The organism is Micromonospora sp. DT4 (genome assembly GCF_049841675.1).
Classification (GTDB): domain Bacteria; phylum Actinomycetota; class Actinomycetes; order Mycobacteriales; family Micromonosporaceae; genus Micromonospora.
In genome coordinates this window covers 1-12,241 of the sequence record NZ_JBNCKT010000011.1, presented here as the reverse complement: position 1 = coordinate 12,241, position 12,241 = coordinate 1, and the positions used below count along the sequence as shown (strand labels likewise).

At 72.9% G+C, this 12,241-nt stretch carries 10 protein-coding genes; 3 read left to right on the top strand and 7 right to left on the bottom strand.

Annotation, left to right across the window (positions count from 1 at the left end; all coding sequences use genetic code 11):
- Positions 1–396: 396 nt before the first annotated feature.
- The 7 genes from mraY to mraZ all read right to left on the bottom strand — a co-directional run bounded on the left by mraY (position 397) and on the right by mraZ (position 9,071).
- A complete protein-coding gene (mraY, locus tag ACLQ24_RS06060) occupies positions 397–1,521 on the bottom strand; it encodes a phospho-N-acetylmuramoyl-pentapeptide-transferase (RefSeq protein ID WP_425889478.1) in 1,125 nt (374 codons plus the stop codon).
- Positions 1,518–2,915, bottom strand: coding sequence for a UDP-N-acetylmuramoyl-tripeptide--D-alanyl-D-alanine ligase (locus ACLQ24_RS06055; RefSeq protein WP_425889477.1), 1,398 nt, complete (start codon positions 2,913–2,915; stop codon positions 1,518–1,520). The genes mraY and ACLQ24_RS06055 overlap by 4 nt, the downstream gene beginning before the upstream one ends.
- Complete coding sequence (locus ACLQ24_RS06050) at positions 2,912–4,474, bottom strand: UDP-N-acetylmuramoyl-L-alanyl-D-glutamate--2,6-diaminopimelate ligase (protein WP_425889475.1); 1,563 nt, start codon at positions 4,472–4,474, stop codon at positions 2,912–2,914. The genes ACLQ24_RS06055 and ACLQ24_RS06050 overlap by 4 nt, the downstream gene beginning before the upstream one ends.
- Positions 4,475–4,526: 52 nt before the next feature.
- Entirely contained in the window at positions 4,527–6,722 is a 2,196-nt protein-coding gene (locus ACLQ24_RS06045; RefSeq protein WP_425889473.1) for a peptidoglycan D,D-transpeptidase FtsI family protein, read from the bottom strand.
- Positions 6,723–6,725: 3 nt separating this feature from the next.
- Entirely contained in the window at positions 6,726–7,331 is a 606-nt protein-coding gene (locus ACLQ24_RS06040; protein WP_425889471.1) for a hypothetical protein, read from the bottom strand.
- Positions 7,328–8,434, bottom strand: a complete 1,107-nt coding sequence (rsmH, locus tag ACLQ24_RS06035) for a 16S rRNA (cytosine(1402)-N(4))-methyltransferase RsmH (RefSeq protein ID WP_425889567.1) — start codon at positions 8,432–8,434, stop codon at positions 7,328–7,330. The genes ACLQ24_RS06040 and rsmH overlap by 4 nt, the downstream gene beginning before the upstream one ends.
- Before the next feature lie 205 nt (positions 8,435–8,639).
- On the bottom strand, positions 8,640–9,071 hold the full coding sequence (gene mraZ, locus ACLQ24_RS06030) for a division/cell wall cluster transcriptional repressor MraZ (RefSeq protein ID WP_425889469.1): 432 nt from the start codon (positions 9,069–9,071) through the stop codon (positions 8,640–8,642).
- A gap of 355 nt (positions 9,072–9,426) precedes the next feature.
- Between mraZ and ACLQ24_RS06025 the strand changes: the two genes are divergently transcribed.
- The 3 genes from ACLQ24_RS06025 to ACLQ24_RS06015 are packed head-to-tail and all read left to right on the top strand — an operon-like array spanning position 9,427 to position 12,063.
- Positions 9,427–10,674 carry a MurT ligase domain-containing protein gene (locus ACLQ24_RS06025; protein WP_425889566.1) on the top strand — a complete coding sequence of 416 codons (1,248 nt, stop codon included), beginning with the start codon at positions 9,427–9,429 and terminating at the stop codon, positions 10,672–10,674.
- The gene (locus tag ACLQ24_RS06020) at positions 10,664–11,383 is read left to right on the top strand and encodes a type 1 glutamine amidotransferase (protein WP_425889467.1); all 720 of its coding nucleotides are present in this window, start codon (positions 10,664–10,666) and stop codon (positions 11,381–11,383) included. Before ACLQ24_RS06025 ends, ACLQ24_RS06020 begins: the two co-directional genes overlap by 11 nt.
- Complete coding sequence (locus ACLQ24_RS06015) at positions 11,380–12,063, top strand: TVP38/TMEM64 family protein (RefSeq protein WP_425889465.1); 684 nt, start codon at positions 11,380–11,382, stop codon at positions 12,061–12,063. Before ACLQ24_RS06020 ends, ACLQ24_RS06015 begins: the two co-directional genes overlap by 4 nt.
- The last annotated feature ends 178 nt before the right edge of the window (positions 12,064–12,241 follow it).

The following is a 12,241-nucleotide window of genomic DNA, read 5'->3' as shown; positions in this document are numbered from 1 at the left end:
CACCCGGCTCCGCACCACGCGTCTCGTCCGACTGCTTGCCAACCTCCGTGGCGCGTCCCGCTTCCGCCGTCGGTGGCCGTCGCGGCCGACCGACTGTCCTGTCTTCGGTGTCTCGTTCCTCCCCCACACGGACATCATCACCGTTCGGCGCGCCCGAGAGGTCCACAACGCCGCACCGGGCGTGTCGGGCGGTGACGCCGTCCGCCGGACCCCGACCGGAGGGGAGGCACCCCTCCCCGCGCCACCGGTACCACCAGAGCCCACGGCCCAGCCGCAGCGCCAGCCCCGGCTACGGCCACCGGCGCCGGCCCGCTGACCAGCGGGCCAGCGGGTCAGCGGGTCAGCGGGTCAGCGGGCCAGCGGGTCAGCGGGCCAGCGGGCCAGCGGGCCAGCGGGTCAGGTCATGTTGGCGAGGAACTCGCTGTAGAACAGGCCCAGGGCGATGGCCACGCCGATGCCGGCGATGATCCAGAACCGGACCACGATGTTGACCTCGCTCCAGCCGGCCAACTCGAAGTGGTGCTGCAACGGGGACATCCGGAACACACGTCTACCGGTGGTCCGGAAGGAGATGATCTGGATCACCACGGACATCGTGATGATCACGAAGAGCCCGCCGATGATCGGCAGCAGCAGGATGGTCCGGGTGGACATCGCCATGCCGGCGATCAGGCCGCCCAGCCCCAGCGCCCCGGTGTCACCCATGAAGATCCGCGCCGGGGACGTGTTCCACCACAGGAAGCCCACACACGCCCCGGCGGCTGCCCCGGCTATCAGCGCGATCTCCAACGGGTCACGGACCTCGTAGCAGTACGGCTGGGTGTAGCTCGGGTCGGCGCACCAGTGGCGGTACTGCCAGAACGCGATCAGCGCGTACGCGGCCAGCACCATCACCGACGCGCCGGTGGCCAGACCGTCGAGGCCGTCGGTGAGGTTGACGCCGTTCGTCGCGGCCATCACCACGAAGATGAAGATGATCACCGCGCCGACCTTGCTGACCTCCAGGAAGTCGATGTCCCGGATGAAGCTCAGCGTGGTGCTGCCCACCGTCTCGGTGTTGGTGGCCTTACCGGTCGAGTCGGTCATCGTGCTCGGGAACCACAGCGCGATCACGCCGAAGACCGCGCCGACCAGGATCTGACCGAGCAGCTTGCCGCGCTTGTTGAGGCCGGCGCTGTTGCGCTTGCGCACCTTGAGGAAGTCGTCGAGGAAGCCCACCGCGCCGGAGAACACCATCAGCCCCAGCAGCACCAGCGCCGTGATGGTCGGCTCCACCTGCGCGATCTGGGCGTCCGGCAGCGTGGTCAGGGCCAGGTGCCCGGCCACGTACGCGATCACCGTGGCCAGGATGAAGACCACACCGCCCATCGTGGGCGTGCCCTTCTTGCCCTGGTGCATGGCCGGGCCGTCGGAGCGGATCGGCTGGCCGGCCTTGAGCCGGGTGAACACCTTGATCGCGATCGGGGTGCAGAAGAGCGAGACGACGAAGGCCACCCCGATGGCGACGATGATCGCCCTCATCGGCTGGCCTCCCCGGCGGCGTCCGCGCGCAGGGCGTCGGCCACCTCCCAGGTCCGGTACCGGGAGCCCTTGACCAGGACGACATCGCCCGGCCGTAGCTCGCCCCGCAGCACCTCGACGGCCGCCGCCTGATCGGTGAGCAGCACCGACTCTCCTCCCCATTTCGCTACCGCTGTCGCGCCTTCGTGGATCGGCGCGGCCGGCTCACCCACCACGAGCAGCCGGTCGACGCCCAGCTCGGCCGCGAGCCGGCCGACCTCGGCGTGGCCGTCGCGCTCGAACGGGCCCAGCTCGGCCATGTAACCGAGCACCGCGACGGTACGCCGTTCCCGACCGAGGCTGGCAAGCGCCCGGAGCGCGACCGCCATCGAGGCCGGGTTGGCGTTGTACGAGTCGTCGATGACCGTCACCCCGTCGGGCCGGTCGAAGACATCCATCCGCCGGGTGGACTTCAGCCCCAGCTCGCCGAGCGCCGTGGCCAGCTCGGCCAGCGGCATGCCCAGTTCCCGGGCGACCGCGGCGGCGGCGAGCGTGTTGCCGACCTGGTGGCGGCCGGTCAGCGCGAGCCGCACCGGCACGCGCCCCTCGGGCGTGACCAGGGTGTACGACGGGTGCCCCCGCTCGTCGAGCGTGACGTCCTCGGCGCGCAGGTCGGCGTCCGGCGCCTCGCCGTAGCGGACCACGCGCGCCCGCGTACGGCTCGCCATGGCGTCCACCCGGGGGTCGTCGGCGTTCAGCACGGCCAGCCCGTCGGCCGGCAGCGCCTCGACCAGCTCGCCCTTGGCCTGGGCGATGGCCTCCTGCGAGCCGAACTCGCCGATGTGCGACGTGCCGACGTTGAGCACCACCGAGATCCGCGGCGGCACCAGCTCGCACAGGTAGCGCACGTGCCCGATGCCCCGCGCGCCCTTCTCCATGACCAGGTAGCGGGTGTCCGCCCCGGCCAGCAGAGCCGTGTACGGGTGACCCAACTCGTTGTTGAACGAGCCGGGCGGCGCGACCGTGGCGCCGAGCCGGGCGGTGAGCTGCCCGATCAGGTCCTTGGTGGTGGTCTTGCCGGACGAACCGGTCACCCCGATCACGGTCAGCTCGGGCAGCCGGGCCACCGCCGCGCGGGCCAGCCGACCCATCGCGGTCAGGGCGTCGTCGACGAGCACCATCGGCACCCCGGGCACCTCGCGGGTGCCGAGCACGGCCACCGCGCCGGCCTCGACCGCCCTCGCCGCGTAGTCGTGCCCGTCGACCTTCTCCCCCGGGAACGCCACGAAGAGCGAACCGGGCCCGACCTTGCGCGAGTCGAACTCGACCGAGCCGGTGACGGTGACGGCCGGGTCGGCGGCGACGAGCCGCCCGTCGACGGCCGTGGCCACCTCGGCCAGGGTCAGGGCGATCACCGCTGACCCGCCCGGTCCGCGAAGCGGGCCCGCAGCGCGTCGGCCAACTCGATGCTGTCGTCGAACGGGAACACCTCGCCCGCCACCTCCTGGCCCCGTTCATGCCCCTTGCCGAGCAGCGCGATCACGTCGCCCGGCTCGGCCAGCCGGACCGCCTCGTCGATCGCGTCCCGGCGGCCGGCCACCTCGATGATCCGCGCGGCCGTGCCGGCCCGGTACGCCCCGGCGAGCACCTCGGCGCGGATCTCGGCCGGATCCTCGGTACGCGGGTTGTCGTCGGTCACCAGCACCACGTCGGCCCCCTCGGCGGCGGCGGCGCCCATCACCGGCCGTTTGCCCCGGTCACGGTCCCCACCAGCGCCGATCACACAGATCAGGCGGCCGGCGCTCAGCTCACGCAGCGCGGCCAACGCCGCCACGATCGCGTCCGCCTTGTGCGCGTAGTCGACGACACCGCGTACCGGCCCGGCGACGTCGACCAGTTGCAGGCGACCGGGGACGCCACCGCAGGCGGCCACCCCGTCGGCGGTGGTCCGCGCGTCCACCCCCGCGCCCACCAGCGCGGCGATGGCCAGCAACGCGTTGGCCACGTTGTGCCGGCCGGGCAGCGCCACCCCGGCGGACACGACCACACCGTCCGGGCCGTGGGCGGTGAACCGCTGGGCGTACCCCTCGCCGTCGACACCGTCGGCCCACCACGTCGCGGTCGGGTCGCCGGCCGCCGAGTAGCTGACCGTCGCCGGCTTGTAGAGCGGCGTGAGCGCAGGGTCGTCCCGGTTGAGCACCTCGACCGCACACCGACCGTCGAAGAGTTGCGCCTTGGCGGCGAAGTAGTCGGCGCTGTCGGCGTGGAAGTCCAGGTGGTCGGAGCCGAAGTTCGTGTAGCCACCCACGGCGAAGCGCACCCCACCGACCCGACCCATGGCCAGGGCGTGACTGGAGACCTCCATGACCACGGCGGTGACCCCACGCTCCCGGGCGGTGGCCAGCATCGCGTGCAGGTCGGTCGCCTCCGGGGTGGTCCGCACGCTGTCGATCACGAGGTCGCCGAGGCGGGTCTCGACGGTGCCGATCAGCCCGGTGGTGTGTCCGGCGGCGCGCAACCCCGACTCGACCAGGTACGCCGTGGACGTCTTCCCGGCCGTGCCGGTGATGCCGATGACGGTCAGGTCGGCGGTCGGGTCGCCGTACACGGCCGAGGCCAGCTCGCCGAGGGCCGCGCGCGGGTCGGGCACCACCAGGGCGGGCAGGCCACTCGCCGCCGCCAGCTCCGCGCCGGCCGGGTCGGTCAGCAGGGCCACCGCGCCCGCCTCGGCCGCGCCGACGGCAAACTCCGCGCCGTGGCGGCGGGCGCCGGGCAGGGCCGCGTACAGGTCGCCGGGGCGGACCTCCTGGCTCGCGTGGGTGGCACCCGTGACGACCACGTCGGCGGCGTCCGCCGGCAGGTCGACGGCGAGCCGGACGGCGAGGTCACCGAGCCGGACGCCGGTCACGGTACGTGGACGTGGATTGCCGGGCACGGCGTCAGACCCTACCCGGTCGTCCGGGTCCGGCCGCACAGCCGCCCCGGTGGTTCGTCGGCACTCACCGATGATGTCGTGCCTCCGCTGGTCAGCGCGGATAGACCACGAACTTCGGTGCCGAACCACTCGGGGACGGCGGCACACGGTAGTGACGCAGCGTGAACTGCATCATGTCCCGGAAGGCCGGGTTGGCGATCGCCGCGCCACCGCCACCGGGGGCGTACACGAAGACCGCGATCACGTACCGGGGCTTCTCGGCGGGGGCCATGCCGATGAAGGAGGACACCTCGCCCGGCTGCTTCTTGCCGTCGACCAGACGCCAGCCGGTGCCGGTCTTGCCGGCGACCCGGTAGCCGGGGACCGCGGCCAGGGTGCCGGTGGCGCCCTCGACCGTGGTGACCGCCTCCAGGATGGTGCGCAGCGCCGCCGCGTTCTGCGGGCTGAGCACGGGGCGGGTGACCGGCGCCGTCGCCGGGGTGTGCTTGCCGTCCGGGCCGATCGTCTCCTTGACCAGGTGCGGCTGCACGTACGTGCCGTCGTTGGCGATCGCGGCGTACGCGGCGGCCATCTGCAGCGGCGTGGCGTCCACGCTGTGCCCGATCGGCACCGACCCGTACGACGAGCCGCTCCACTCGTCGGCCGGCAGCAGCCGGCCGCTGGCCTCGCCGGGCAGGCCCTCGCGGGTGGGCTGTCCCAGCCCGAACCGCTTCTGGTAGTCGATCAGCCGTTCCTTGCCGAGCTTGTCGGCGACGGTGATGGCGCCGACGTTCGACGAGAAGGCCAGCATTCCCGGCAGGCTCATCTTCCGGCCGTTGGCGGGATGCGTGTCGGAGAACCAGGTGTCGCCCATCTTGATGCTGTTCGCGATGGGCAGCGTGGTGTCCGGGGTGATCACCCCCTCCTGGAGCGCCGCGCCGTAGGTGATCGCCTTGTGCACCGAGCCGGGGTCGACCACGAAGCTGGTCGCGGCGTCCTCCCGGGCGACCGGGTCGCTCGGGGTCGGCTTCGCCGCGTCGTAGGTGGGGTGGCTGGCCTGGGCCAGCACCTCGCCGGTGGGCACGTCGATGATGACGGCGGCGGCGGTCGCGCCGCGCTGCCCCGCCATCCCCGCACTGAGGATCTGCTGGCAACGGAACTGGAGGTCCCGGTCGATGGTGAGCGCGATCGAGCTGCCCGGTTTCGCCGGAGTCGTCTTGCTGTAGCCGCCGGGGATCGGCGCGGCGAGGTCACCGAGGCCCGCCTCGTACACCCGTCGGCCGTCCTGCCCGGAGAGCAGGTCGTCGTAGCGGGCCTCCAACCCTTCCAGGCCGTCCATGTCCTCGCTGGTGAAGCCGATCAGGTTGGCCGCCAGGTCGCCGCCGGGCACCTCGCGGCGCTCGTCGCGGTGCACCCCGATGCCGGGCAGGTCCAGCGCCAGCACCTGCTTGGCCCTCGGGATCTCCACCCCCCGGGCCAGGTACTCGAAACGGGACGCGTTGCCGTTCTCCAGCTTGCGCGGCTTCATCAGCTCGGCGAGCTTCGACGCCGGGATGCCGAGCAGCGGGGAGAGCGCCTTCGCGGTGGCTGCCGGATCCTTGATCAGGGTCGGGTCGGCGAACACGTACCGGGCCTCGACGCTGTGGGCCAGCGGCTCGCCGGTGCGGTCGTAGATCGCGCCGCGCGGCGCGGGCAGCTCCACCGTGCGGGTCCGGTCGGCGACGCCACCACCGGCGTACGCCGGGGCGTCGACCGTCTGGAGGAAGATCAACCGCACCCCGATGACGACGAAGAGCGCCAGGGTGAGCACGGTGCCCAGGCGCAGCCGCAGCCGCGGGTCGGCGAGCTTCGGCGGGCGTGGCGGCTTGCGGGAGGGCCGGCGGGCGGCCGGACGGTCGGCGCGGCCGGGCGCGCGCGGCGTGGTGCGGCGGCGCAGCGGCGGCTCGTCGCCGGCCAGGCCGCGCCCAGCGACGGTTCGCACGACGCCGCCCCGGCCCGCCGCCGGGGCGTCCCGCCGGCCGGAGCGGGCGGCGGCCCGACCGCCGTCGAGCACCTGCAACGCCGGTCGGAACGGGTCGCCGGACCGCGTGCTGCCACGAGGGGTACGCCGCTGCTCGGCGTTCGCGCCCCGTGCGGGCGTGCCGCGCTCCTCGCGGACCGTCCGACCCCTCGGGGTGTACGCACGAGCGCCCGAGATGCCACCGATCCCCTGCTCACCCGTGCGCGACTCGGAGCCGGCGGCGTCCCGCGCAGAACCGCGCCGGGACCCCGTGGGGTCCCGGCGCGGCTCGTCCGACCTCGGTGGCACCGGTCAGCCTCCCGCACCCTGGCTGGTGACCGACGGCTCGCCGGTCGCCGGCTTCGGCACGCCGATCGGCTTGCCGTCCGGCATCCGGATGTACGCCGGCTCACCGGCGTCCACCAGGCCCAGTCGACGTGCCTCGGCGGTCAGGTTCCCCGGCGCCTTGGCGTCGGCGATCTCCTTGTCGAGCTGCTGCTTCTCCAGGTCCAGTCGGGCCTGCTGCTGCTGCAGCTTCTCCAACCGGAACGCGTTCTCATTGATCTTGGTGTTGACCGCCAGGATGCCGAACACCCCGCCGACGACCAGCACCACGATCAGCGCCGCGAACGGCGCGCGCGGCACCGACACCGGCGGCGGCGGCGCAACCCGCAGCCGCGGCGAGCGGGCGGTCGCCGTGGCGGCAGCCTTCTCGGCCGGACGCAGCGCGGCGCTGCCCTGGGTGGGGAACTCGCGCGCCCCCCGGGCGCGAGTCTCCCCCTGCCGGTTGACCCGATCGATGCGTGGCGTACCGTTCCCCACGCGCGCGGCTCGCTCCGCTGCGGTCCGGCCCCCCGACCGCGGTGCGCGCTGCCCGCCGCCGGTGACGTCCCGGCGGTCGCGCTTGTCAATGTTCATGTCCCCTCCCCCTCTACATCCGTCCCTCTGCCGTCCGCCGGCGCCGCTGGATCCCCCACGGATCCCGCTGACCCCGTCCCCGGTTGGTGCATCGCCTTCACTCGTCGGCGGGACCGTTCGCGGTCGGTCCGTCCCTGCTCTGTCGCGTTCGGGTCGAGTCGCTCCGCGGCCCGCAGCCGCACCGAGGCGGCGCGCGGGTTCGCGGCGACCTCCGCCTCCCCGGGCAGTTCGGCGCCCCGGCTGAGCAGCCGGAACGTCGGACCGGACCCGGGCAGCTCAACCGGGAGGTCGACCGGGCCCTTACTGCGGACCCGGTCCGCGAGCGCCGCCTTGGCGAGCCGGTCCTCCAGCGAGTGGTAGGACAGGACCACCATGCGACCGCCCACGGTCAGTGCGTCGAGCGCGGATGGCAACGCTGTCTCCAGCGCTGCCAGCTCTCTGTTTACCTCGATCCGCAAAGCCTGAAACGTTCTCTTTGCCGGGTGCCCACCCGTTCGTCGGGCCGGTGCCGGAATCGACTCCCGGACCAGCTCCGCCAACCGCGCGGACGACGTGATCCGGACGCGCTCGCGCTCCCGGATGATCGCCGAGGCGATCCGGCCGGCGAACTTCTCCTCGCCGTACACGCGCAGCACCCGCGCCAGGTCCGGATGGGCGTACGTGTTGACCACCTCTTCGGCGGTCACCCCCCGGGTCTGGTCCATCCGCATGTCCAGCGGCGCGTCCTGCGCGTACGCGAACCCGCGGTCGGGCGCGTCCAGTTGCAGCGACGAGACACCCAGGTCGAACAGGATCCCGTCGATGCCCGGATAACCCAGCCGCTGGAGCACCTCGGGCAGCTCGTCGTAGACGGCGTGCTCCAGGTGCACCCGGTTGGCGAACCGCGCCAACCGCACCCGTGCGTGGGCGAGCGCCTCGGTGTCCCGGTCGAGCCCGATCAGGACCGTGTCCGGATGCGCATCGAGGACCGCCTCCGCGTGCCCGGCCAGGCCGAGCGTCGCGTCGACGTACACCGTCCGGCCGCCTCGACCCAGCGCGGGGGCCAACAGCTCGAGACACCGCTCGAGCAGCACCGGCACGTGCGTGCCGCGCAACTCCCCCATGATGACCCCCACTGGTTGAAACGTCCGTTCTTGTCGCGCGCCTGCCGTGGAGACGGCGCTCCCGTCGTACCGCCAGATCCCCATCCGCTCCCGCCCGACACCGGCTCTCGCCGGATGACTGGATCGTGCGCCTGGCACCGGGGAAGTGATGCCAGGAACTCGAAAGCGGCTGGAGATCTCGCAGTACGTCGGGCGCCGTTCCGCCCTACAGACCGCCGGGCAGCACCCCCTCCTCGATGTCGGCGAAGTCGTCTTCGCTCTCGGCGAGGTAGGTCTCCCAGGCGGCCTTGTCCCAGATCTCCACCCGCGTGCTCGCGCCGATGACCACCAGGTCACGGTCGAGCGCCGCGTACGCACGAAGGTGCGCCGGAATCGTCACGCGGCCCTGCTTGTCCGGCACCTCGTCGTGCGCGCTCGCGAAGAAGACCCGGCTGTAGGCCCGGGCCGCCTTGTGCGTCATCGGCTGCGCGCGCAACTGCTCCGCGATGCGCTGGAACTCGGGTGTCGGAAAGACATAGAGGCAGCGATCCTGCCCTTTGGTGACCACGACACCCCCCGCCAGCTCATCCCGGAACTTGGCCGGAAGGATCAACCGGCCCTTCTCGTCCAGGCGTGGGGTATGGGTGCCGAGGAACATCGGCCCAACCCCCTCGCCCTTGAGCGGCGTTCGCGGCACCGCCGACCCCCCGGGCCGGTGAGCCCTCCCGGCCTCACCATCGGGCCCCACTCTACTCCACTTCCCTCCACCTGCAACCAGATTCGCCCGCGTGGCGCGTCCGATCCGCTCGCAAAACCGCACGTCACAGGGGGTGGAGCGCAGTGGAGGGCCCACGCGCCCGTCCGGCGTGGTCCGCTTTCTGACATAGATCGACTCCGTCCGGTGGAGCGCGAACCGACGTCCCGCACGAACGCCACGGCCGAACGGTTCACGGTCGGCGGCGATCTGGCGAGGCGGGCGGTCCGGTAACCTCGCTCGCGTGACGGACGCGAAAATGCCCCTACGGGCCAAGGTGGCCAGCTCCGTGTCACGGACCGCCGCGGCGCTCTCCCGGGCCGCCGGCCGTGGCGACGGTTCGGTGATCGGCGGGTGGATCGGGCTGAAGATCGACCCGGACCTGCTGGCGCACCTGTCGGCCGGACGCGCCATCGCGCTCGTCTCCGGCACCAACGGCAAGACGACCACCACCCGGTTGACCGCCGCCGCGGTCGGCGTGCTCGGCCGGGTCGCCACCAACTCCTTCGGCGCCAACATGCCCAGCGGGCACACCTCGGCGCTGGCCAAGGCCGGCAGCACCCCGTACGCCGTGCTGGAGGTCGACGAGCACTACCTCGCCCAGGTGCTGGAGTCGACCGAGCCGCACGTGGTCGCGCTGCTCAACCTCTCGCGCGACCAGCTCGACCGCGCCAAGGAGGTCGCCATGATGGCGCAGCTCTGGCGCGCGGCCCTGGTGCGGCACACCAACGTGCGGGTGGTGGCCAACGCCGACGACCCGATGGTGGTCTGGGCCGCCACCCCGCCGGCCGACCCGGCCCGCGGCATCAACCCGCCGCACGTGACCTGGTTCAGCGCCGGCCAGCGCTGGCACGACGACTCCTGGGTCTGCCCCGAGTGCGGCTCCACCATCGCTCGCTCCGGCGACCAGTGGTGGTGCACCGGCTGCGCCCTGCGCCGCCCGGAGCCGCACTGGGTCGTGGAAGACGAGGGCGTGCTCGATCCCACCGGGGCCTGGCACAAGGTCTCTCTCCAACTACCCGGCAAGGTCAACCTGGGCAACGCGGCGACCGCGCTGGCCGTGGCGTCCGAGTTCGGCGTACGCCCCGTCGACGCGGTGTCCCGCCTCGGCATCGTCACCTCGGTGGCCGGCCGGTACGCGCAGGTCGACAGGGACGGTCGCAACATCCGGCTGCTGCTGGCCAAGAACCCGGCCAGCTGGCTGGAGGCGTTCGACATGGCCGACGAGGCGGCGACCCTGCTCTCCATCAACGCGCGCGACCCCGACGGGCTGGACACCTCCTGGCTGTTCGACGTCGACTTCGCCCCGCTGCGCGGCCGGCAGGTGTTGATCACCGGTGACCGGGCATACGACCTGGCGGTTCGGCTGGACGTCAACGACGTGCCCTTCCAGCACGTCCGCACGTTCGACGACGCCGTCCGGTCGGTCCCGCCCGGGCGGCTGGAGGTTATCGCGAACTACACCGCGTTCCAGGACATCCGAGCGGAGTTGGACCGTGTCAACTGAGAGTCTGCGCATCGTCTGGATCTACCCCGACCTGCTGTCCACCTACGGCGACCGGGGCAACGCGCTGATCCTGGCCCGGCGGGCCCGCCAGCGCGGCATGCCGGTCGAGGTACTGGAGGTCCGCTCCGACCAGCAACTGCCCGCGACGGCCGACATCTACCTCGTCGGCGGCGGCGAGGACGGCCCGCAGGCGCTGGGCGCGCAGCGGCTCATCGCCGACGGCGGTCTGCACCGGGCGGTCGCCCAGGGTTCGGTGGTCTTCGGCGTCTGCGCCGGTTACCAGCTGCTCGGGACGTCCTTCTTCGCCAAGGGCGTGCAGTGCCGCGGCCTGGAGCTGCTCGACCTGCGGTCCGACCGGGGCGAGAGCCGGGCGGTCGGCGAGTTGGCCGGTGAGATCGACCCGCGGTTGGGCCTGCCGGCGCTGACCGGTTTCGAGAACCACGGCGGGCGCACCCACCTCGGCCCGGAGGTCTCCCCCCTGGCGCGGGTCACCGCCGGGGTGGGCAACGACGGCGCCACCGAAGGCGCCTGGCGTGGCAAGCTCCTCGGCACCTACTCGCACGGGCCCGCGCTGGCGCGCAATCCGGCCCTGGCCGACCTGCTGCTGCGCTGGGCCACCGGGGCACACCAGCTCCCGCCCCTGGACGACACCTGGCCCGACCGGCTCCGCAACGAGCGCCGTTCAGCGGTGGCCGCCGCCCGGGCATGATCCGCGCCGTCCGGCGGCTGCTCCGGCAGCCGTCGGCCGCCCGGTTCGCCCTGCTGGTCGCACTGATCGGCGGGTGCGGGCTGCTGCTGCTCCTGGTGCCCCGACCGGATCCGGCGCGGCTGCCGGTGCTCGCCGACCGGTTGGGCGGCCTCGCGCCGGTGGCGGCGATCCTCGGCGGCGCGCTGCTGATGGTCGCGCTGGTTCCCCGTACCTTCGTCACGCTCGCCGCAGGCGCGATCTTCGGTCCCCTGGAGGGTGCCGCGTACGCCCTGGGCGCCGCGTTGGTGGCTGCGGCGATCGGGTTCACGATCGGCCGGCGGCTCGGCCGGGAGTTCGTCGCCGAACGGGTACGCGGCCGGCTGGCCCGCCTCGATGGCTGGTTCGCCCGGCAGAGCGTGTTCGGCGTGGTCACCGTCCGCCTGCTGCCGATCGCGGGGTTCGGTCTGGTCAGCTACGGATACGGCACGACCGGCGCCCGGGTGCTGCCGTTCCTCGCCGGCAGCGTGATCGCCTCCGCACCGACCGCGTTCGGCTACGCGGCGATCGGCGCGGCGGTCAGCTCACCCGGCCACGTCAACTGGTACGCCGCCGCGCCTGCCAGCCTCGGCCTGATCGCCAGCGTCGTGCTCGTACACCAGTGGTGGCGCGCCGAGCGCCGACGCCGGTCGATGCCGGCCTGACCGTGTCCCGACCGATTCAGGTCGAGGGAGTACGCCGCTGGCAGGAGTGGCCGCTCACCCACCGCCGCACCGTCGCCGCAGTGCTGACCGCGTGAGTTGCCCTGTGTCAAGCCGCCGCAAGTTGATCTTGTCTGATCAGCTGTTGGAGGGCTCTGTGGTGGTCTGGGTCGTAGGCGGT

Bases quoted from the DNA above. Each gene is read 5' to 3' on its own strand.
- mraZ (WP_425889469.1), bottom strand. From the start codon at position 9,071: ATGTTCCTCGGCACCCATACCCCACGCCTGGACGAGAAGGGCCGGTTG.
- ACLQ24_RS06015 (WP_425889465.1), top strand. From the start codon at position 11,380: ATGATCCGCGCCGTCCGGCGGCTGCTCCGGCAGCCGTCGGCCGCCCGG.
- ACLQ24_RS06040 (WP_425889471.1), bottom strand. From the start codon at position 7,331: ATGAACATTGACAAGCGCGACCGCCGGGACGTCACCGGCGGCGGGCAG.
- rsmH (WP_425889567.1), bottom strand. From the start codon at position 8,434: ATGGGGGAGTTGCGCGGCACGCACGTGCCGGTGCTGCTCGAGCGGTGT.
- mraY (WP_425889478.1), bottom strand. From the start codon at position 1,521: ATGAGGGCGATCATCGTCGCCATCGGGGTGGCCTTCGTCGTCTCGCTC.
- ACLQ24_RS06025 (WP_425889566.1), top strand. From the start codon at position 9,427: ATGCCCCTACGGGCCAAGGTGGCCAGCTCCGTGTCACGGACCGCCGCG.